The following is a 20682-nucleotide window of genomic DNA, read 5'->3' on the forward strand; positions in this document are numbered from 1 at the left end:
CCGCCCCCGAGACGCCGGACGACGTCCTGCCCGCGCCGGAGGTCGCGCCCGAGCCGGTCGCGGCGCGGCCGCAGACCCGCCTCGTCTCGCCGGTGTCGGCCGCGAGCGAGCGGACGGACCGCGCCGTGTGGGTCGCCGCCGCGGCGGGGTCCGCGGGCGCCGTCGCCGCGCTGCACCTCAGCGTCGCCGGGCGCGTCGTCCGCGGCCGGCACGCCGCGGCCGCCGCCCGGCCCGGGCCCGCGGCCCGCTCCCGGGCCCGCGGCCGCCGCTGAGCCGGGCCGTCCCGTCCCGCGAACGCGGCGGGCCCGGCTCCCGTGCGGGAGCCGGGCCCGGACGGGCGCCGCCGCCGTCAGTCGGAGACGCCGCCGATCGCGTGCAGGCCGCCGTCCACGTGGACGATCTCGCCCGTCGTGGCCGGGAACCAGTCCGACAGCAGCATCGCGCAGGCGCGCGCCGTCGGCTCGCAGTCCTTGATGTCCCAGCCGAGCGGCGCCGCCTTCGGCCACAGCTCCGTCATGCCCTCGAAGCCGGGGATGCTCTTGGCCGCCATCGTGCCGAGCGGCCCGGCGGCGACGAGGTTGACGCGGATGCCCTGCGGGCCGAGGTACTTGGCCAGGTAGCGGGAGCACGACTCCAGGCCCGCCTTCGCCACGCCCATCCAGTCGTAGACGGGCCACGCCTTGGTGGCGTCGAAGTCGAGGCCGACGACCGAGCCGCCGTCCTTCATCAGCGGCAGGCACGCCATCGTGAGCGACTTCAGCGAGTACGCCGACGCGTGCACGGCCGTCGCGACGTCCTCCCACGGGGTGTCGAGGAAGTTGCCGCCGAGCGCGGTCTGCGGCGCGAACCCGATCGCGTGGACGACGCCGTCCAGGCGGTCGAACCCGGCGTCGCGCAGGTTGTCGGCGAGGCCCTCGAGCTGCGCCGCGTCGGTGACGTCCAGTTCCAGCACCGGCGGCACGTTGTCGGGGCCGGACGGGAGCCGCTTGGCGGTGCGCGCGGTGAGGGTCGGGCGCGGGTAGGCGGTCAGGACGACCTCGGCGCCCTGCTCCTGCGCGATCCGGGCGATGTGGAAGCCGATCGAGGCGTCGGTGAGGACGCCGGTGACCAGGATGCGCTTGCCTTCGAGGATTCCCATGCTCTCAGTGCCCCATCCCCAGGCCGCCGTCGACCGGGATCACGGCCCCGGTAATGTAGCCGGCGTCCTCGCTCGCCACGAACCGGACGGCCTTGGCGACCTCGTCCGGGTGCGCCATCCGCCCCATCGGGATCGCGGACAGGACGCCCGTCTTCTGGTCCTCGGTGAGCACCTGCGTCATGTCGGTGTCGACGAACCCGGGCGAGACCACGTTCACCGTGATGCCGCGCGAGCCCAGCTCGCGGGCCAGCGACCGGGCGAACCCGACCATGCCGGCCTTGGACGCCGCGTAGTTCGCCTGCCCCGGCGACCCCATCAGGCCCACGACCGACGACACCAGCACGATCCGCCCGGACCGCTTGCGCATCATCGCCTTCACGCCGCGCTTGGCGACCCGGAACGCGCCGGTCAGGTTGGTGTCCAGGACCGAGGTGAACGACTCCTCGCTCATGATCGCCAGGAGGGTGTCCTTGGTGATCCCGGCGTTGGCCACGACCACCTCGACGGGGCCCTGCTCGGCCTCGACCTTCCCGAACGCGGCGTCCACGTCCTCGGCGCTGGTGACGTCGCACTTGACGCCGAACAGGCCCTCCGGCGGCTCGCCGGACCGGTAGGTCACGGCTACCGCGTCTCCGGCGGCGGCGAGTTCGCGGGCGATCGCCAGGCCGATGCCCCGGTTACCCCCGGTCACGAGGACAGAGCGACTCATCACGACCCTCTCGTCGACTTGTTTGCGGTGCGCGGGCCGCGGGACCCGTCGTCCGGTGATGACAGCGCACCAACCTAGCGGCCCGCGCGGAGGATGGAGATGTGCCGATCCGACAAGATCCGCCGAGGCCGGTTTGTTCGGGCGTGCTGGCGGGTCCCCGCGGGGGTCCGGGCGGTAGGTTGCCAAGGGTGCATGACATCGATCCCGCCTTCACCGCGCTGCCGCTGCGCGCGCTGGCCGACGCGGCCCTGTCCCGGGCCCGCGCACTGGGCGCCGAGCACGCCGACTTCCGCCTCGAGCGCATCCGCAGCCAGACCCTCCGACTGAGCGACGCCGCCCTGGAGACCGCACTGGACGCCGACGACGTCGGGCTGTCGGTCCGGGTCGTCAAGGACGGCACCTGGGGGTTCGCCGCCGGCATCGACCTGACGCCCGGCGGCGCCGCCCGCGTCGCCGAGCAGGCGATCGAGGTCGCCGCCGTCGCCCGTCCGGTCAACCGCGAGCCGATCGAGCTGGCCCCCGAACCCGTCCACGGGGAGCGGACCTGGGTGTCGGCGTACGAGACCGACCCGTTCGACGTCCCCACCGGCGACAAGGTCGCGCTGCTCACGGACTGGTCGCGGCGGCTGCTCGGCGACGACCGCGTCGACCACGTGGACGCCACGCTGCTGCAGGTCAAGGAGAACAAGTTCTTCGCCGACCTCGCCGGGACCGTCACCACCCAGCAGCGGGTCCGGCTGCACCCGGTCGTCAACGCCGTCGGGATCGCCGGCGGCGCCTTCGACACCATGCGCACCATCGCGCCGCCCGCCGGGTACGGGTGGGAGTGGCTGACCGGGGCGCACTGGGACTGGGACGGCGAGCTGGCCCGCATCCCCGAGCTGCTCGCCGAGAAGCTCGCCGCCCCGTCGGTCGAGCCGGGCCGCTACGACGTCGTCGTCGACCCGTCCAACCTGTGGCTGACGATCCACGAGTCGATCGGGCACGCCACCGAGCTGGACCGCGCCCTCGGCTACGAGGCCGCCTACGCGGGCACCTCGTTCGCCACCCCCGACCTGCTGGGCGAGCTGAAGTACGGGTCGGACGTCATGAACGTGACCGGCGACCGAACCGCCGAGCACGGCCTCGCCACCATCGGCTACGACGACGAGGGCGTGGCGACGCAGGCGTTCGACATCATCTCCGGCGGCGTCCTCACCGGCTACCAGACCGACCGGCGCATCGCCCGCCTCACCGGCGCCGACCGGTCCAACGGGTGCGCGTTCGCCGACGCCGCGTCCAGCATGCCGATCCAGCGGATGGCGAACGTGTCGCTGGCCGCCGCGCCCGGCGGCCCGTCCACCGACGAGCTGATCGGCGGCGTCGAGAACGGCGTCTACATCGTCGGCGACAAGAGCTGGTCGATCGACATGCAGCGGTACAACTTCCAGTTCACCGGGCAGCGCTTCTACCGGATCGAGAACGGCCGCCTGGCCGGTCAGCTCCGCGACGTCGCCTACCAGGCCACCACCACCGAGTTCTGGAACTCCATGGAGGCCGTGGGCGGCCCGCAGACCTACGTGCTGGGCGGCGCGTTCAACTGCGGCAAGGGCCAGCCCGGGCAGGTCGCGCCGGTCAGCCACGGCTGCCCGTCCGCGCTGTTCCGCGGCGTCAACATCCTCAACACGGTGAAGGAGGGCGGGCAGTGAGCACGATCAGGCCGCAGGACGCCGTCGAGAAGGCGCTCGCGCTGTCGCGCGCCGACGACTGCGTCGTCATCGCCGACGAGACGAGCACCGCGAACCTGCGGTGGGCGGGCAACACCCTCACCACCAACGGCGTCACCCGCTCCGGGCGCCTCACCGTCATCGCGCTGCGCGAGACCGGCGGCGGCGTCGCCGCGGGCGTGGTGTCGCGGGCGGCGGTCGACGCCGGCGGCATCGAGGACCTGGTGCGGGCGGCCGAGGCCGACGCCGCCGGGAACGCGCCCGCCGAGGACGCCGCGCCGCTCGTCGCCGAGCCCCCGGCGGGCGCCGGGGGCTGGGACGAGGACCCCGCCGAGACCGGCATCGGCGTGTTCGAGCGGGTCGCGCCCGCGCTGGGCGAGGCGTTCGCCGCCGCGCAGGCCGCCGACCGGCGCCTGTACGGGTTCGCGAACCACGTGCTGACGTCCACGTTCGTCGGGAGTTCGGCCGGGCTGCGCGCCCGCCACGACCAGCCCACCGGGCTGCTGGAGCTCAACGCCAAGGGCGAGGGCGGTTCGGCGTGGGCGGGCGTCGGCACCCGCGACTTCGCCGACGTGGACGTCGACGGCCTCGCCGCCGGCCTCGCGCGCCGCCTCGACTGGGGGAAGCGGCGCGTGGACCTGCCCGCCGGGCGCTACGAGACGATCCTGCCGCCGAGCGCGGTCGCCGACCTCATGGTCTACCTGTACTGGTCGGCGGGCGCGCAGGACGCCGCGGACGGGCGGACGGTGTTCAGCGCGCCGGGCGGCGGCACCCGCGTCGGCGAGCGGCTGTCGAACGTGCCGGTGACGCTGTCGAGCGACCCGGCCGCCCCCGGGATGGAGTGCGCCCCGTTCGTCGTCGCGCACGCGTCCGGGCGCGAGTCGTCGGTGTTCGACAACGGCGTCGCCCTCGGCGCCACCGACTGGATCAGCGGCGGGACCCTGAACGCGCTGACGCAGACGCGGCACTCGGCGGACCGCACCGGCCTGGCCCTCACCCCGTCGATCGACAACCTGGCGATGACCGGCCCGGACGGCGGCGCGTCCCTGGAGGAGATGGTCGCCCGCACCGAGCGGGGCCTGCTGCTGACCTGCCTGTGGTACATCCGCGAGGTCGACCCGCAGAGCCTGCTGCTGACCGGCCTCACCCGCGACGGGGTGTACCTCGTCGAGGACGGCGAGGTCGTCGGGGCGGTCAACAACTTCCGGTTCAACGAGAGCCCCGTCGACCTGCTGGGGCGGATCGCCGAGGCCGGGCGGACCGAGCCGACGCTGCCGCGGGAGTGGTCGGACTACTTCACCCGCGCCGCCATGCCGGCCCTGCGGGTCGGCGACTTCAACATGTCGACCGTCTCCCAGGCCTCCTAGGAGCGGCCCCAGAAGGCCGGAGAGCGCCGCGGCCGGGCCCGGGAGACCCCGGGCCCGGCCGCGGCGCGGCGGCGCCCCTCAGGCGTCCTCGAGCCGGAAGCCGATCTTCATCGTGACCTGGAAGTGCGCCACATCGCCGTCCTCGATCACTCCGCGGACCTCCTTCACCTCGAACCAGTCCAGGTGGCGCAGTGTCTCGTTCGCGCGCTTGATCCCGTTGCGGATGGCGGTTTCCACCGACTCCGGCGAGGTGCCCACGATCTCGGTCACCCGGTAGGTGCGATCGGTCATCTCGATCCTCCCGATGTCTTGACCGTCCTACTGTCGTATGTCGGACGTCATGGGCTTACCTTGGAAACGTGAAGCTCAATCACCGCCGGGAGACCGAGCAGGTCTACACGGTCACGAACGCGCCCCGGCCGATGTCGGAGGACATCGGGCACCGGCAGCGCCGCTACCTGCTGTCCATGGGGATCCGGACCGGGTGCTTCGTCGGCGCGGTGCTGAGCGCGGTCGCCGGGGCCCCGTTCTGGCTCGTGGGGTTGATGGTGGTCGGGGCGCTGTTCCTGCCCTACATCAGCGTGATCTTCGCGAACGGCGGGCGGGAGCCGACGGCGGCGGCGCGCTTCGACGACGCGCAGCGGGCGGAACAGAAGCCGATTTCCGGACGGCGACCGGAAATCCGGTCGTGACATTCTCTTGACTAACCGCGGGGGGTTTCGGTGTACGATTTGTACCGGCGCTCTGGTCCCCCGTCGGAGCGCCTCTGCCGGTGTTCCGGGCCCCCGTCGGAACACCGATGACGCGGCGCCGGGTGGATTGCCCCCGTATCCACCCGGCGCCGCTTTTCACGTTCCGGGAACCTCTCCCGCCCGTCCCCTAGCCTGATCTTGACGCGCCGCCCGGCGCCGCGCCCGTCCCCGCGCACCGCCGGGCACACCGCGCGCGCCCGCGCAACCGGCGGCCGTGACCTGGTCCGGCCAGGAACCGAAACCCGCGCGGGGTGAACCTTTCCGAAGGGACGCCCGTACGACGGCGGCGAAGAATTCCCTAGCGCTCGTTCGGCGCGAGAACGAACCATTCCCGGACGACCCGCGCGCCGAAGAAGCGTCCGCGCGCGAGAACCGTCGGTCGTCCCATGCCCGGCCCGGCGCGGGCGCCGGCACCGGGGCATCGCAGCGCGCGCCGGACGCCCCGGCCGTCCCGCGGGCCGTCCCGTCCGTCCCACCCGTCCCGGCGGCGGGCGACTGCGCCGCGGGCGCCGTCCCCGGCACGGGGGCTACAATGCCGTTCTAGAACGAAGTTCGAAAACAGTCGGCGTTCCGCCGGCGACGCGATCCGCAGTTACCGCGAAAGGGGCACAGCGTGCGCCGCACCCTGTTCAACGAGGACCATGAGGCGTTCCGGGACACGATCCGGGACTTCATCGAGGCCGAGGTCGCGCCCTCCTACGAGGAGTGGGAGGCCGCCGGCCACCCGCCCCGCGAGTTCTACAACAAGCTCGGCGAGCTGGGCGTGTTCGGCATCCAGGTGCCCGAGGAGTACGGCGGCGCCGGCGAGACCAGCTTCAAGTACCAGGCCGTCGTGTCCGAGGAGTGCGCCCGCGCCGGGGTGAGCTTCGGCGGCTACGGCGTCCACGTCAACCTCGTCCTGCCCTACCTGCTCAAGTACGCGAGCGAGGAGCAGAAGAAGCGGTGGCTGCCGCCGTTCATCTCCGGGGAGATGATGACCGCCATCGCGATGACCGAGCCGGGCACCGGCTCCGACCTCGCCGGCATCCAGACCACCGCGAAGCTCGACGGCGACCACTACGTGCTGAACGGCGCTAAGACGTTCATCACCGGCGGGGTCCTGGCCGACCGGATGCTGGTCGTCGCCCGTACCTCCCCCGCCACGCCCGAGAACCGCCGCGCCGGCCTGTCGATCCTCGCCGTCGACACCAAGAGCGAGGGCTACGCGGTCGGCCGCAAGCTGGAGAAGATCGGGCTGCGCAGCTCCGACACCGCCGAGCTGTCGTTCAGCGACGTGCGCGTCCCCGTCGAGGACCTGCTCGGCGAGGAGGGCCGCGGGTTCGAGTACCTCACCCACAACCTCGCCGAGGAGCGCCTCGGCATCGCCACCAGCTCCTACGCGTCCGCCGCCGCGGCCGTCGAGTTCGCCAAGAAGTACGTGCAGGAGCGCACCGTCTTCGGCAAGACCGTCTCCTCGTTCCAGAACACCAAGTTCGTGCTGGCCGAGTGCGCCACCGAGGTCGAGGCGGCCCGCTCGCTCATCGACCGCGCGATCGAGGCGCTGGACGCCGGGGAGCTCACCCCCGCCGACGCCGCCGTCACCAAGCTGTTCTGCACCGAGGTGCAGCAGCGCGTCGTCGACAAGTGCCTGCAGCTGCACGGCGGCTACGGCTACATCCTGGAGTACCCGATCGCGCGGCTGTACACCGACGCCCGGGTCACCCGGATCTACGGCGGCACCAGCGAGGTGCTGAAGACCATCATCGCCAAGGACATCCAGGTCTGAGGAGGGCCACCATGACCGACACCGCCGAGACCGGATCCAGGGTCGCCGTCGTCACCGGGGCCGCGCGCGGCATCGGCGCCGCCACCGCCGTCCGGCTGGCCCGCGAGGGCTTCGCCGTCGCCGTCTGCGACCTCGACGAGACCGCCTGCCAGGGCACCGTCGACACGATCGCCGGGCAGGGCGGGACGGCGCTCGCCGTGGGCGTCGACGTCGCCGACTCCGCCGCCGTCACCGCCGCCGTCGCGCGGATCGCGGCCGAGCTGGGCCCGCCCGTGGTGCTGGTGAACAACGCCGGCATCACCCGCGACAACCTGCTGTTCAAGATGACCGAGGACGACTGGGACTCCGTCATGTCGGTGCACCTGCGGGGGTCGTTCCTGATGAGCCGCGCCGCGCAGGACCACATGACCGCGGCCGGGTGGGGCCGCATCGTGAACCTGTCGTCGACGTCTGCGCTCGGCAACCGCGGGCAGGTCAACTACTCGGCCGCCAAGGCCGGCCTGCAGGGGTTCACCAAGACCCTCGCGATCGAGCTCGGCAAGTTCGGGATCACCGCGAACGCGATCGCACCGGGCTTCATCGAGACCGAGATGACCGCCGCGACCGCCGCCCGCGTCGGCGTCGACTTCGAGGCGTTCAAGACCGGGGCCGCCAAGCAGATCCCGGTGCGCCGCGTCGGCCGCCCCGAGGACATCGCCGGAACCGTCGCGTTCCTCGTGAGCGACGACGCTTCGTTCGTCTCCGGCCAGGTCATCTACGTGGCGGGCGGACCCCGCGGCTGACCGGGCCTTCCCGCGGCTGACCGGGCCTTCCCGCGGCCGCCCTGCCGCCGTGCCCCTCGCGGGCCCCGGCCGCCCGTGCGGCCGGGGCCCGCGGCCGTCACCGGGGCGGCCCGAGGACGCGTTCGGCGATGATGCCGCGCCGGACCCGGTCGGTGCCGCGCGCGATCCGGCCGCTCCGGCGGCCGGCCTCCGCCTCCATCGAACCTTGGGCATCCAATATTTGGGAGCTAAATTAGTTTCCGTGCGCGATCAGGTCGAGACGGCATACGGTGATGCGATGCAGGCCCCCGATCCCATCGCCGAAGCCCATCGCCAGTGGAGCGCCCGCTGGCCCGAGCACGCCGACCACATGGCGGCCGTCACCTCGGTGATGCGCGCCCAGCAGCTGCTGCTGAGCCGGATCGAGGCCGTCCTGAAGCCGTACGGCCTCACGTTCGCCGCCTACGAGGCGCTGCGGCTGCTCGCGTTCACCCGCTCCGGCACCCTGCCGATGGGCAAGATGGGCACCCGCCTCATGGTCCACCCGGCGTCGGTCACCAACGTGATCGGACGCCTCGAGCGGCGCGGCCTCGTCGGCCGCGCCCCCTCCCCCGACGACCGCCGCGTCGTCCTGGCGACCATCTCCCCCGCGGGCCGCGACCTCGCCGAGGAGGCCACGGCCGCGCTCAACGACGCCGGCTTCGGGATAGCCGACCTTCCCGCCGACGGCGCCGCCGCCATCCGCGCCGCGCTCCACCCCGTCCGCCGCATCACCGGCGACGTCGACGGCTGACCGGCGGGACGGGTCGAGGCCGGGCGGACGTCCCGGTCAGGCGCCCACGTAGGCGGCGAGGTGCTCGCCGGTCACGGTGGAGCGGGCGGCGACGAGGTCGGCGGGAGTGCCCTCGAAGACGATCCGGCCGCCGTCGTGCCCCGCGCCCGGACCGAGGTCGATGATCCAGTCGGCGTGCGCCATGACCGCCTGGTGGTGCTCGACGACGATGACCGACTTGCCGGACTCGACGAGCCGGTCGAGCAGGCCCAGCAGCTGCTCGACATCGGCGAGGTGAAGGCCCGAGGTCGGCTCGTCGAGGACGTACACGCCGCCCTTCTCGGCCATGTGGACCGCCAGCTTGAGCCGCTGCCGCTCGCCGCCCGACAGCGTCGTGAGCGGCTGGCCGAGGGTGAGGTAGCCCAGCCCGACGTCGGCGAGCCGCCGCAGGATCTTGTGCGCCGCCGGGATCCGGCCCTCGCCCGCGCCGAAGAACTCCTCGGCGTCGGCGACCGACATCCCGAGCACCTCGCTGATGTCGCGGCCGCCGAACCGGTAGTCCAGGACCGCCGCCGCGAACCGCCTGCCCTCGCACACGTCGCAGATGGTGGCCACCCCCGCCATCATCGCCAGGTCGGTGTAGATCACCCCGGCGCCCTTGCACTCGGGGCAGGCGCCCTCGGAGTTGGCGCTGAACAGCGCCGGCTTCACGCCGTTGGCCTTCGCGAACGCCTTGCGGATCGGCTCGAGCAGCCCGGTGTAGGTCGCCGGGTTGCTCCGCCGCGACCCCTTGATCGCGCCCTGGTCGACCGCCACCACGCCCGCCCCGGCCGGGATCGAGCCGTGCACGAGGGAGCTCTTGCCGGACCCGGCGACGCCGGTGATCACCGTCAGCACGCCGAGGGGGATGTCGACGTCGACGTCGCGCAGGTTGTGCGCCGCCGCGCCCCGGATCTCCAGCGTGCCGGTGGGCTCGCGGACCTTCCCCTTCAGGACGGCCCGGTCGTCGAAGTGGCGGCCGGTGACGGTGTCGCCGCTCCGCAGCCCCTCCACGTCGCCCTCGAAGCAGACGGTGCCGCCCGCGGTGCCCGCGCCGGGACCGAGGTCGACCACGTGGTCGGCGATCGCGATCGTCTCCGGCTTGTGCTCGACGACGAGCACCGTGTTCCCCTTGTCCCGCAGCCGCAGCAGCAGGCCGTTCATCCGCTGGATGTCGTGCGGGTGCAGCCCGATGGTCGGCTCGTCGAAGACGTAGGTGACGTCGGTGAGGGACGAGCCGAGGTGGCGGATCATCTTGGTGCGCTGCGCCTCCCCGCCCGACAGGGTGCCCGCCGGCCGGTCGAGGGAGAGGTACCCCAGCCCGATCTCCACGAACGAGTCCATCGTCCGCTGCAGCGCGGTGAGCAGCGGCGCCACCGACGGCTCGCCGAGCCCGCGGACCCACTCGGCCAGGTCGCTGATCTGCATCGCGCAGGCGTCGGCGATGCTGATCCCGGCGATCCTGGACGAGCGGGCGGCCTCGGTGAGCCGGGTGCCGTCGCACTCGGGGCAGGTGGTGAAAGTGACCGCCCGGTCGACGAACGCGCGGATGTGCGGCTGCATCGCCTCCCGGTCCTTGGACAGGAACGACTTCTGGAGCTTGGGGATGAGCCCCTCGTAGGTGAGGTTCACTCCCTCGACCTTCACCTTGAACGGCTCGTGGTAGAGGAAGTCGCGCATCTCCTTCTCGGTGAACTCGCGGATCGGCTTGTCCGCGTCGAGCAGGCCCGACTCGGCGTACGTCCGCACCGTCCACCAGCTGTCCGACTTCCAGCCGGGGATGGTGAACGCCCCCTCGGCGATCGACTTCGAGTCGTCGTAGAGCTCGGTGAGGTCGAAGTCGGTGACCCGGCCCCGGCCCTCGCAGCCCGTGCACATGCCGCCGGTGCGGCTGAACGTCGCCTTCTCGGCCTTGCTCTTGCCGCCGCGCTCGACCGTGATCGCGCCGCTCGCCCGGACCGACGGGACGTTGAAGGCGTACGCGGCGGGCGGGCCGATGTGCGGCTCGCCGAGCCGGCTGAACAGGATCCGCAGCATCGCGTTGGCGTCGGTGGCGGTGCCGACCGTGGAGCGCGGGTCGGCGCCCATCCGCTCCTGGTCGACGATGATCGCGGTCGTCAGGCCGTCGAGCACGTCCACCTCGGGCCGCGCCATCGTCGGCATGAAGCCCTGCACGAAGGCGCTGTAGGTCTCGTTGATCAGCCGCTGCGACTCCGCGGCGATCGTGCCGAACACCAGCGAGCTCTTGCCCGAGCCGGAGACCCCGGTGAACACCGTCAGGCGGCGCTTGGGGATCTCGACGGTCACGTCCTTGAGGTTGTTGACGCGCGCGCCGTGCACGCGGATCAGATCGTGACTGTCGGCGGCCTGCGGCCGCTCTTCGGTCCTCGGGTCGATGCTCATCGTGTCTCCATGGGTCACTGCCTGATCGGTGGTTCGGCCCCGCGCGGCGCTCGCGCGGCCGCGCGCCGGACGGCTCAGCGCACTTCCTGGATGCGGACCAGGTTGCCCGCGGGGTCGCGGAAGGCGCAATCGCGGACCCCGTAGGGCTGGTCGGCCGGTTCCTGGACGACCTCGGCGTCCCCGGCCTGCAGCCGGTCGAACACGCCGTCGAGGTCCGCGGTGGCGAGCAGGACGCTCGCGAAGGTGCCCTTGGCCATCATCTCGGCGATCACGCGGCGCTCGGTTTCGGTGACGCCCGGGTCGGCGGCCGGCGGGTACAGCACGATGGACGTGCCGGGCCGTCCGGGCGGGCCGACCGTGATCCAGCGCATCCCCTCGTAGCCGACGTCCTTGCGGACCTCGAAGCCCAGTGCGTCGCGGTAGAACGTGAGGGCCGCGTCGGGGTCGTCGTGCGGGAGGAAGCTCGCGTGGATGTCGATGTCCATGACCGTCACGGTAGGCGCGGCCCGGGTGCGGGCGCTTCTCGATTCCTGACAGGTCTCGTGACCTGCTTGGCCAGGCAGGACGGCATGCCCTGCTCCAGGACCGGGGCGGTCCGCCCGGCGACCTCGCGGCGGTAGACGCTCGGCGGCACCCCGACCAGTTCGGTGAAGCGCGTGCTGAAGGTGCCCAGCGACGAGCAGCCCACCGCGAAGCAGACGTCGGTGACGCTGAGGTCGCCGCGGCGCAGCAGCGCCATAGCCCGCTCGATCCGCCGCGTCATCAGGTAGCTGTACGGCGACTCGCCGTAGGCCTTGCGGAACCGGCGGCTCAGGTGCCCGGCCGACATGTTCGCGCCGCGCGCGAGGGCCTCGACGTCCAGCGGGCGGGCGTACTCGCGGTCGATCCGGTCGCGGACGCGGCGCAGCCGGGCGAGCTCGCTCAGCCGCTGGTCGGCGGCGGGTCCACTGGTCACGGCTCGATCGTGCCACACGCCGGCGACGAACCGGAACGGCACCACATGCGACCGCTATGCCGGGTATGTGGTTCTTATCGGGGGACCGGACCCCGATGGGCGTTCCCATATGCTGCGGTCACGTCCGTGTATCGCAAGGAGGCGGTGATGGCGGATTCGCCGACGATGACGTACGGCGGGTACCTGCGGCTCGACCGGCTGCTGTCGTGCCAGGCGCCCAGGACGGGCGCGCACGACGAGCTGCTGTTCGTGATCATCCACCAGGTGTACGAGCTGTGGTTCAAGCAGATCCTGCACGAGGCCGAGCTGCTGCAGCGCCGGCTGGAGGAGGGCAACAGCGGGGGTTCGCTGCACACCGCGCGCCGGATCGCCAAGATCCTCAAAACGGTGGTCGGGCAGCTGGACGTGCTGGAGACGATGACGCCCCGGCAGTTCGCCGCGTTCCGCGACGAACTCGGCACCTCGAGCGGCTTCCAGAGCGCGCAGTTCCGCGAGCTCGAGGCGGTCCTCGGGCGGCGCGGGTTCCCCGCGTCGGACCTGCGCGGGGACGAGCGGCTCCGCGCGGCGGCGTCCCGGCCGTCCCTGCTGGACTCGCTGCTGCGCTACCTCGCCGGGCGCGGGCACGCGATCCCCGCGGCGGCGCTGGAGCGCGACTTCTCCCGGCCGTGGGAGCCGGACCCGCGGGTGCAGCGGGCGCTGCTGGAGGTGTACGCGGACGAGAGCGGCCCGGCCGCCGAGGTCTGCGAGGCGCTCGTCGACGTCGACGAGGGCGTCCAGGAGTGGCGGTACCGGCACCTGAAGATGGTGGAGCGGACGATCGGCGCGAAGATCGGCACCGGCGGTTCGGCGGGTGCCGACTACCTGCGCGCCACGCTGTTCGCGCCCGCCTTCCCCGACCTGTGGGAGGTCCGCTCGCAGACGGACTCGCAGACGGAGCCGGCGGGGGACGCCCGGCCCGCGAAGGGCGCGGCGCATGACGGGTGACGCCGTGAACGCGGGAGCGGGCGCGGCCGGCGAGCGCGTCGCGATCGTCGGCGCCGGGCTGGCCGGGTGCCTGCTGGCGGTGCTGCTGGGGCGGCGCGGCATCGGGGCGACGGTGTACGAGCGGCGACCCGACCCGCGCGTCGCGGGCGCCGAACGGGGCCGGTCGATCAACCTGGCGATCTCGGCGCGCGGCCTCGCGGCGCTGGAACGGGTCGGGCTGCGCGAAACGGCGCTCGAGGGCGCGCTGCCGATGCACGGCCGGATGGTGCACCCGGCGGGCGGCGCCCCGAACTTCCAGCCGTACAGCGCGGACGGGGCCCGCGCCATCAACTCGATCAGCCGCACGGAGCTGAACCGGTTCCTGCTCGACACCGCCGAGGCGACGCCCGGCGTCGTCCTGCGCTTCGCCGAGCGCGTCACCGGCGTGGACGCCGAGGCGGGCGCGGTGCTGCTCGAGGACGCCGCGCCGGAGCCGGCGAGCGTGATCCTGGCCGGGGACGGGGCGTTCAGCGCGGTGCGGCGGTCGCTGAAGCCGGCGCGCGACGACGCGGACTTCCTCGACCACGCCTACAAGGAGCTGACCGTCCCGCCCCGGGACGGGGACTTCGCGCTCGATCCGGACGCGCTGCACATCTGGCCGCGCGGGACGTCCATGATGATCGCGCTGCCGAACCTCGACCGGTCGTTCACGTGCACGCTGTTCTGGCCGCGGAGCGACTTCGCGGCGCTGCGGACGCCCGGCGCGGTCACCGCGTACTTCGCCGAGCGGTACCCGGACGTCGCGGCCCTGATGCCGGACCTGGTGGACGACTACGAGCGCAACCCGGTCGGGTCCCTGGTGACCGTCCGGTGCGAGCCGTGGGTGCGGCGGGGCGCGGGCGCGGCGGTCGCGCTGCTCGGCGACGCCGCGCACGCGATCGTCCCGTTCTTCGGGCAGGGCGCCAACTGCGCGTTCGAGGACTGCATCGAGATCGACCGGTGCCTGGACGAGACGGGCGGCGACTGGTCGCGCGCGCTGCCGCTCTACCAGGACAGGCGCAAGGCCAACACGGACGCGATCGCCGAGATGGCGCTCGACAACTTCGTCGAGATGCGCGACCGGGTGTCGTCGCCGGTGTACCGGGCGAAGCAGGCGGCGCAGCACGCGCTGGAGCGGCGCTTGGCGGGCCGCTACGTCTCCCGGTACGAGCTGGTGTCGTTCTCGACGATGCCGTACGCGCGGATCCCCGCCCGGATCAGGCGGCAGAACCTGATCCTCGGCGGCGCCCTGCTCGGCGCGGCCGCCGTCGCGGGCCTGTCGGTCCGCGCGGCGCTGCGCGGCGTGCGCGCGGGCGGCTAGCCGGACGCGCGGCGGCGGCCGCCCGCCAGGTCGGCGGCGGCCGCCGCCAGCGCCGCGAGGACGAACAGCAGGATCACGATGAGCCCGTGCCGGAACGCCGCGGCCCAGTCGCCCGTCCCGGCGACGCTCTCGAAGAACACCGACCCCACCCACGCGATCCCGGCGGCGGTCCCGACGCGCTGCCCGGTCTGCAGGACCCCGGCGGCGCTGCCGCCCTCGGCGTGGTGCACCTCCGACAGCGTGATCGTCTGGTTCGGGGCGATGACCAGCCCGGTGCCGAACCCCGCGACGAGCAGCGGCAGCGCGGTCGCCCATCCCACGTTCGCGCCCGGCACCAGCTCGACCGCGAGCCACGCCGCCGCCAGCCCGAAGGCGACGACGCCGAGCCCGGCCGCCACCAGCGGGCGGCCCAGCCGGTCGACGACCCGCCCGCCGAGCGCGGACGCCACGCCCGACCCGGCGGCGAACGGGCTGATCGCCAGCCCGGCGCCGAGCGCGCTGTAGCCGAGGCCGTTCTGCAGGTACAGCGTGAAGATGAAGAAGATCGCGGTGAAGCCCGCGAAGAACAGCAGCGCGATCACCGTGCCGAGCGCGTACGACCGGAGCCGGAACAGCTCGAGGTCGACCATCGGGGACCGCGCGCGGCGCTCCCACCCGACGAACGCCGCGATCAGGACCGCGGCCGCCGGGAGCAGCAGCCACTTGAGCGCGCCCTGCCACTGCTGGTGCTGGACGAACGGGAGCAGCACGCACAGCACGCCCGCGCCCAGCAGCAGCACCCCGAAGGGGTCCAGCCCCTGCCGTGCGCCGTAGACCGGGGCGGGCAGCAGCCAGCGCGCGAGGAACAGGGCCGCCACGCCCACCGGCACGTTGACGTAGAACACCCATCGCCAGCCCTCCTCGGGCCCGGCCAGCGCGATGATGCCGCCGCCGAGCAGCGGGCCCGCGGCGGTCGCCAGGCCGATCACCGACCCGAGGGCCCCGAACGCCCGGCCCCGCTCGGCGCCCCGGAAAAGCTGCTGGATCAGGCCCGCCACCTGCGGGTTCAGGATGCCGCCCGCGACCCCCTGCAGGAGCCGCGCGGCGATCAGCCACCCGCTCCCCTGCGCGGCGCCCGCCAGCGCGCTGGCCACCGTGAACAGCGCCAGCCCGAACATGAACACGGCGCGGCGGCTGCGGGCGTCGCCGAGCCGTCCGGCCGGGACCAGGACGAGCCCGAACGCCAGCGCGTACCCGGACACGACCCACTGCAGACCCGCCTCCGAGGTGTGCAGTCCCTCCCGGATCGTGGGGAGCGCGACGTTGACGATGCTCACGTCGAGCAGCGTCATGAAGGCGGCGACGAGACAGACGGAGAGCGCGGGCCAGCGCCGGACCGTCCCGGCGGCGCGGTCGGAATGCACTGGCCGGTCCTTTCCGGAGATCATCGGGCCAAACGCGGCGCGGCCGACTGTGCCACGCTGCTCCGGTGACCGATTCGACGCCGGAGAACGGCCCCGACGACCTGCAGTGCTCCGCCAAGGGCTGCCGCGCCGACGCGGTGTGGGCGCTGCGGTGGAACAACCCGAAGATCCACACGCCCGACCGGCGGAAGATATGGCTGGCCTGCGACGAGCACCGTGCGAGCCTGTCGGCGTTCCTCGACCGCCGCGACTTCCTCAAGGACGTCGTGCCGGTCGCCGAACGGGACGGGTCCGGCGCCTGACCGTGCCGCCCCGCCGGGCGGGTCAGGCCTCGTCGAGGACGGGTTCGCCGGCCGGCTTCGGCACGTCGTCCGGCGCCGTCCGCGGCGCGCCCGCCTCGGGGGCGCCCGCCTCGGGGGCGTCCGCGTCCCAGCCCTCGGCCAGTTCGGTGAGGCGGGCGGCGGCGTCCCGGGCGGGCGCGCCCCGGCCGACCGCCAGGCCCAGCAGGAAGGCGGTGAGCGGCGCGCCGGGACGCGCGACGCCGTGCGCGACGTCCCGGGCGAGGTCGAGCACCAGGTCACGGTCGATGTCGCCCCGGTCCAGGCCGAGTTCGCGGCACGCCGCGTCCATCCAGTCCTCGAGCACGGACATGGGTTCTCCCTTCGCGGACATCAAGCGATTCCGAGTGGATGCCCACTCTCCCACGATCAAAGCCGGTCCCAGGCGGGCGCCCTCCGCTCGCGGCGCCCGCTCCGGCCGCCGGGTTCGCACCGCCCGTCACGCGGCGGCGAAAGCCGGGCGCCGCGACGCGGCCCGCCTCGGGTACGGGGGACGCCCCGCGAAGCGGGGACGCCCGCCGCCCCGGGAAAGCCCGGTACGCGAAACCGCCAGGCGGGGCCGGCGGCGGGGCCGCCAGGCGGGGGCCGGCAGGCGGCCCGGCGCGAAGGCCCGGCACGCGGGGCTCGGGGCGGGTCAGTGCGGGGTGGGGTCGGTGAGGGCGCGGGCTCGGGCCAGGTCTTCGGGGGTGTCGCAGTCGTACCAGGGTGGGCGCTCGCCGGCGGGCAGGGCGATGCGGGCCGGGCCGAGGGGGACAGCAGCCCGCGCAGGGACGTCCCGTCGTAGGCGTCGAGGGCCGTGCGGAGCGGTGCGGCGCGCCAGCATCCGGCGAGCCACTGGTCGCGGCCGTCCTCGTCCACCAGCACCGCACCGGGCGCCGCACCGGGCGCCGCACCGGCGAGGGCGGCGAGCAGCCGGGCGAGGTGGCCGGGCCCGAGGAAGGGAAGGTCGGCGGCCAGCAGCGCGACCCGCGGCGCGCGGACCTCGGCGAGCCCGGCGCGCAGCGCGGGGACGGGGCCCGCGCCGGGCGGGTCCTCCCGCACCCGGACGGCGTCCACCGCGACGTCGCGGGCCGGGCCGACCACGACGAGGCGGTCCGCGCCGGACGCGGCCGCGGCGACGCGTTCGAGGAGGGCGCGCCCCCCGACGCGGGCCGCCGGCTTGTCGGCGCCGCCGAACCGGCGGGCCGCTCCCCGGCGAGGAGCACCGCGTCCCACGGGTCCGGCACTTCAGCCCCCGATGGCCGACATGGGACGGGCGGGCTGCAGGAAGGACGGGTCGTCGATGCCGTGCCCGGCGCGCTTGGCGCGGACCGCCGCCCGCCACCGGTCGGCGAGGTCGTCGTCGGACGCCCCGTCCCGCAGCGCGTCGCGCAGGTTGGACTCCTCGGTGGCGAACAGGCAGTTGCGGATCTGCCCGTCGGCGGTGAGCCGCACCCGGTCGCAGGCACCGCAGAACGGGCGCGTCACCGAGCCGATCACGCCGACGGTCGCGGGACCGCCGGCGACGACGAAGCTCTCGGCGGGGGCGCTGCCGCGCTCGTCCGGTTCCTCGGGGGCGAGGTCGAACGCGGCGCCGAGCCGGTCGAGGATCTCGTCGGCGGTGATCATGTCGTCGCGGGTCCAGCCGTGCTGGGCGTCCAGCGGCATCTGCTCGATGAACCGCAGCCGGTAGCCGTGCTCGAGGCAGTAGCGCAGCAGCGGGACGGCCTCGTGGTCGTTGACACCGCGCATCAGCACCGCGTTGATCTTCACGGGCGCCAGCCCGGCGGCGCGGGCGGCGGCGAGGCCGCGCAGCACGTCGTCGAGCCGGTCGCGGTGCGCGAGCCGCTTGAACGTGGCCCGGTCGAGGGTGTCGAGGGAGACGTTGACCCGGTCCAGCCCGGCGTCGGCGAGCGGCGCGGCGAGCCGGTCGAGGCCGATCCCGTTGGTGGTCAGCGAGACCTGCGGGCGCGGACGCAGCGCGGCCGTCCGGCGGACGATCTCGGGCAGCCCGCGGCGCAGCAGCGGCTCGCCTCCGGTGTAGCGCACCTCACGGATGCCGAGCCGCTCGACGCCCAGCGCGACCAGCCGCACGACCTCGTCGTCGGTGAGCAGCTCCGGCTTGGGCAGCCAGTCCAGGCCCTCGGGCGGCATGCAGTACGAGCAGCGCAGGTTGCAGCGGTCGGTGAGGGAGACCCGCAGGTCCGTGGCGATGCGGCCGAAGCTGTCGGCGAGCACGGGCGCCCCTTTCCAACGTCAGGTGGATCACCCAGCCTATTGCGGACATTGACGATTCGTTCCACCGCGGGGCACGGTATCCGCTCGAGGTATCCGATCGAGGTATCGCTCGATCGGCGGGTAGTGCTCCTGATGATCCTCTGGCGGGACCGGCGAGGGAGGCAGGGTGGCGCAGGCACGGGAGTGGGAGTTCGCGGGGGTGCGGGGCGCGGTGACCGCACGGATCTGGGCGGCGGACGGCCCGCGCTACGCCGCGGTCCTCGCGCACGGCTACGGCGAGCACCTCGGACGGTACGAGCACGTCGCCGACGCGCTGGTGCGGCACGGCGCGACCGTGTGCGGCCCCGACCACATGGGGCACGGGCGGTCGGCGGGCGAACGGGTCCTGGTGGAGGACTACGAGGACGTGGTGGCGGACCTGCACACGGTCGTGGAGGCGGCCCGCGACGACCATCCGGGGCTCCCGGTCGTGCTGATCGGCCATTCCATGGGCGGGATGATCGCGGCGCGGTACGCGCAGGCGCACGGCGACGTCCTGACGGCGCTGGTGCTGTCGGGGCCGGTGCTCGGCCGCTGGCGGACCGTGGACGAGCTGCTGCCCCTGGACGAGATGCCGGACGAGCCGATCGACACCGCGACGCTGTCGCGGGACCCGTCCGTCGGCGCCGCCTACACCGCCGACCCGCTGGTGTGGCACGGCCCGTTCAAGAAGGCGACCGTCCGGGCGCTGGACGCGTGCCTGCGGCGCATCGGCGAGACCGGGTCGCTCGGTGCGCTGCCGACGCTGTGGGTGCACGGCGACGACGACCGGCTCGTCCCGCTGGAGGGCACCCGCGGCGGCATCGAGAGGGTGCGGGGCGGCGACCTGACCGAACTGATCTACCCGGGCGCCCGGCACGAGGTGTTCAACGAGACGAACCGGGACGAGGTCCTCGGGGACGTCACCGCGTTCATCGACCGGGTGCTCGACCGGGCCGCCTCGTCCGCGTAGCGAGCTCGCGCAGCAGTTCGGCGCGGCGGCCCGGCGGGACGTCGCCGGGTCCGGTGCCCGCGACGGCGGCCTCCAGCGACCACAGCAGGGCCTCGTCGGGACGGCACCGGGCGTCCCGCAGGAGCAGGTAGGCCTCGACGGCGCCGATCCGCGCGAGGGTGTCGAGGGTCTGCACGCCCGCCGCCTCGAGCGCCGCGGCGTCGGCGCGGCCGAGCGGGCGGCAGTTGCGGACCCGGCGGGACCGGCCGCGCCCGATCGCGCCGTGCCGCCGCCAGATCAGCGGGCGCAGCTCCGCGGCGTCGGCGGGCGCGCCGGGCCCGGCGAGGATCTCGGCGCGCGCCCGCCGGGCCGTGCTCACGTCCCGGTGGAAGTCGCGGAACACCTGGATCTCGCCGGGATGGCCGTGATCCCACTCCCCCAGGTACGTGTAGTCCATGTCGTAGAGTCCGGACGTGTCGAGGCGGGCGGCGGCCACCGCCCACAGGCGAGCCTCGCGGGGAGTGGACGGCGCGAGCGCGAGCAGCCCGTGCGTCCGGTCGATCCGGCTCCGCTCCGGCCACCGCCACGAGTCGCGGCCCCGGTCCGGTTCGCCGCGGAGCGCGGCGTCCAGGCCGTGCGTGCGCCAGCGGACGGTCCCGTCCGGTGCGGCGCGCAGCGGGAGCCGCCGCGCGAGGTCGCGGGCGGCCCGCCGCCCGAACGGGGTGCACCAGCCGGGGACGAGCACGATCGGGTCGGGCGGGTCGGCGTCGAACGGCGTCGGGACCAGGAAGGGCCGGTCGACGACCAGCAGCGTGCCCGGCCGCGCCTGGTAGGACAGGCCCCACAGCAGCCGGCCGAGCACGCGGGCGCCGTGCCGGTCCGACAGTACGTGCCAGGTCCCGTGGAACCGGTTCGTGCCGAACCGCACGGCCGTCCCCGGCCGCAGCCCCACGAGCGTGCACGGCCGGCCGTCCAGCCGGACGGCGCGGCGGTGCAGCTTCAGTCCGTCGCCCGCGCGCCGCGCGTTGCCCGGCCGCTGCACCGCCCCCGTCCGGCCCGCCACC

The 20682-nt window shown here is 74.0% G+C and carries 22 protein-coding genes; 11 read left to right on the forward strand and 11 right to left on the reverse strand.

Annotated elements, in window-relative coordinates:
• The first annotated feature begins 92 nt into the window (after positions 1-92).
• The gene (locus F7P10_RS00810; RefSeq protein ID WP_151007603.1) at positions 93-272 is read left to right on the forward strand and encodes a hypothetical protein; all 180 of its coding nucleotides are present in this window, start codon (positions 93-95) and stop codon (positions 270-272) included.
• Between the two features lie 77 nt (positions 273-349).
• On the opposite strand, the gene fabI is transcribed toward F7P10_RS00810, so the two are convergent.
• Positions 350-1138 (reverse strand): enoyl-ACP reductase FabI, encoded by a 789-nt coding sequence (gene fabI, locus F7P10_RS00815; RefSeq protein ID WP_151007604.1) that lies wholly within the window; start codon positions 1136-1138, stop codon positions 350-352.
• Positions 1139-1142: 4 nt separating this feature from the next.
• Positions 1143-1847, reverse strand: coding sequence for a beta-ketoacyl-ACP reductase (locus tag F7P10_RS00820; protein WP_151007605.1), 705 nt, complete (start codon positions 1845-1847; stop codon positions 1143-1145).
• 188 nt (positions 1848-2035) lie between these two features.
• On the opposite strand from F7P10_RS00820, the gene F7P10_RS00825 reads away from it, so the two are divergent.
• Both F7P10_RS00825 and F7P10_RS00830 read left to right on the forward strand, forming a co-directional pair.
• On the forward strand, positions 2036-3535 hold the full coding sequence (locus F7P10_RS00825; RefSeq protein ID WP_151007606.1) for a TldD/PmbA family protein: 1500 nt from the start codon (positions 2036-2038) through the stop codon (positions 3533-3535).
• 5 nt (positions 3536-3540) lie between these two features.
• Positions 3541-4920: a metallopeptidase TldD-related protein gene (locus tag F7P10_RS00830; protein WP_151017750.1), complete on the forward strand. Its 1380-nt coding sequence runs from the start codon at positions 3541-3543 to the stop codon at positions 4918-4920.
• A gap of 78 nt (positions 4921-4998) precedes the next feature.
• Here F7P10_RS00830 and F7P10_RS00835 read toward each other — a convergent pair whose 3' ends face one another.
• Complete coding sequence (locus F7P10_RS00835) at positions 4999-5211, reverse strand: dodecin (RefSeq protein WP_151007607.1); 213 nt, start codon at positions 5209-5211, stop codon at positions 4999-5001.
• A 68-nt stretch (positions 5212-5279) separates the two neighbouring features.
• Between F7P10_RS00835 and F7P10_RS00840 the strand changes: the two genes are divergently transcribed.
• The 4 genes from F7P10_RS00840 to F7P10_RS00855 all read left to right on the forward strand — a co-directional run bounded on the left by F7P10_RS00840 (position 5280) and on the right by F7P10_RS00855 (position 8991).
• On the forward strand, positions 5280-5612 hold the full coding sequence (locus tag F7P10_RS00840) for a DUF3099 domain-containing protein (protein ID WP_151007608.1): 333 nt from the start codon (positions 5280-5282) through the stop codon (positions 5610-5612).
• A gap of 673 nt (positions 5613-6285) precedes the next feature.
• Positions 6286-7437, forward strand: coding sequence for an acyl-CoA dehydrogenase family protein (locus tag F7P10_RS00845; protein ID WP_151007609.1), 1152 nt, complete (start codon positions 6286-6288; stop codon positions 7435-7437).
• A gap of 11 nt (positions 7438-7448) precedes the next feature.
• Positions 7449-8219 carry a 3-oxoacyl-ACP reductase FabG gene (fabG, locus tag F7P10_RS00850; RefSeq protein ID WP_151007610.1) on the forward strand — a complete coding sequence of 257 codons (771 nt, stop codon included), beginning with the start codon at positions 7449-7451 and terminating at the stop codon, positions 8217-8219.
• A gap of 277 nt (positions 8220-8496) precedes the next feature.
• A complete protein-coding gene (locus tag F7P10_RS00855) occupies positions 8497-8991 on the forward strand; it encodes a MarR family transcriptional regulator (RefSeq protein WP_151007611.1) in 495 nt (164 codons plus the stop codon).
• Positions 8992-9027: 36 nt separating this feature from the next.
• Here the strand turns inward: F7P10_RS00855 and F7P10_RS00860 are convergent, their stop codons facing one another.
• The 3 genes from F7P10_RS00860 to F7P10_RS00870 form a co-directional block, all read right to left on the reverse strand.
• The gene (locus tag F7P10_RS00860) at positions 9028-11412 is read right to left on the reverse strand and encodes an excinuclease ABC subunit UvrA (RefSeq protein ID WP_151007612.1); all 2385 of its coding nucleotides are present in this window, start codon (positions 11410-11412) and stop codon (positions 9028-9030) included.
• A 74-nt stretch (positions 11413-11486) separates the two neighbouring features.
• Positions 11487-11897: a VOC family protein gene (locus F7P10_RS00865; protein ID WP_151007613.1), complete on the reverse strand. Its 411-nt coding sequence runs from the start codon at positions 11895-11897 to the stop codon at positions 11487-11489.
• A gap of 5 nt (positions 11898-11902) precedes the next feature.
• On the reverse strand, positions 11903-12367 hold the full coding sequence (locus F7P10_RS00870; RefSeq protein ID WP_151007614.1) for a helix-turn-helix transcriptional regulator: 465 nt from the start codon (positions 12365-12367) through the stop codon (positions 11903-11905).
• A gap of 147 nt (positions 12368-12514) precedes the next feature.
• Between F7P10_RS00870 and F7P10_RS00875 the strand changes: the two genes are divergently transcribed.
• Positions 12515-13351 (forward strand): tryptophan 2,3-dioxygenase, encoded by an 837-nt coding sequence (locus F7P10_RS00875; protein ID WP_151007615.1) that lies wholly within the window; start codon positions 12515-12517, stop codon positions 13349-13351.
• Positions 13341-14690 (forward strand): NAD(P)/FAD-dependent oxidoreductase, encoded by a 1350-nt coding sequence (locus F7P10_RS00880; RefSeq protein WP_151007616.1) that lies wholly within the window; start codon positions 13341-13343, stop codon positions 14688-14690. The genes F7P10_RS00875 and F7P10_RS00880 overlap by 11 nt, the downstream gene beginning before the upstream one ends.
• Here F7P10_RS00880 and F7P10_RS00885 read toward each other — a convergent pair.
• The gene (locus F7P10_RS00885; RefSeq protein WP_254716337.1) at positions 14687-16093 is read right to left on the reverse strand and encodes a DHA2 family efflux MFS transporter permease subunit; all 1407 of its coding nucleotides are present in this window, start codon (positions 16091-16093) and stop codon (positions 14687-14689) included. The two genes, F7P10_RS00880 and F7P10_RS00885, sit on opposite strands and share 4 nt — an antisense overlap.
• A gap of 65 nt (positions 16094-16158) precedes the next feature.
• Here F7P10_RS00885 and F7P10_RS00890 point away from each other — a divergent pair, with 65 nt between their 5' ends.
• Entirely contained in the window at positions 16159-16395 is a 237-nt protein-coding gene (locus F7P10_RS00890) for a hypothetical protein (protein ID WP_151007618.1), read from the forward strand.
• Between the two features lie 22 nt (positions 16396-16417).
• Here the strand turns inward: F7P10_RS00890 and F7P10_RS00895 are convergent, their stop codons facing one another.
• Genes F7P10_RS00895 through moaA form a run of 3 tightly spaced genes read right to left on the reverse strand, consistent with a single transcriptional unit; the run spans position 16418 to position 18648 of the window.
• Positions 16418-16744, reverse strand: a complete 327-nt coding sequence (locus tag F7P10_RS00895) for a DUF6457 domain-containing protein (RefSeq protein WP_151007619.1) — start codon at positions 16742-16744, stop codon at positions 16418-16420.
• 56 nt (positions 16745-16800) lie between these two features.
• On the reverse strand, positions 16801-17646 hold the full coding sequence (locus F7P10_RS00900; protein WP_368077448.1) for a molybdenum cofactor guanylyltransferase: 846 nt from the start codon (positions 17644-17646) through the stop codon (positions 16801-16803).
• A gap of 12 nt (positions 17647-17658) precedes the next feature.
• Entirely contained in the window at positions 17659-18648 is a 990-nt protein-coding gene (gene moaA / locus F7P10_RS00905) for a GTP 3',8-cyclase MoaA (protein ID WP_151007620.1), read from the reverse strand.
• Positions 18649-18814: 166 nt separating this feature from the next.
• Between moaA and F7P10_RS00910 the strand changes: the two genes are divergently transcribed.
• Positions 18815-19639, forward strand: coding sequence for an alpha/beta hydrolase (locus F7P10_RS00910; RefSeq protein ID WP_151007621.1), 825 nt, complete (start codon positions 18815-18817; stop codon positions 19637-19639).
• On the opposite strand, the gene F7P10_RS00915 is transcribed toward F7P10_RS00910, so the two are convergent.
• Positions 19599-20681: a TfoX/Sxy family DNA transformation protein gene (locus F7P10_RS00915; RefSeq protein ID WP_151007622.1), complete on the reverse strand. Its 1083-nt coding sequence runs from the start codon at positions 20679-20681 to the stop codon at positions 19599-19601. The two genes, F7P10_RS00910 and F7P10_RS00915, sit on opposite strands and share 41 nt — an antisense overlap.
• Between the last annotated feature and the right edge of the window lies 1 nt (position 20682).

This window comes from Actinomadura sp. WMMB 499 (assembly GCF_008824145.1).
Taxonomy (GTDB): domain Bacteria; phylum Actinomycetota; class Actinomycetes; order Streptosporangiales; family Streptosporangiaceae; genus Spirillospora.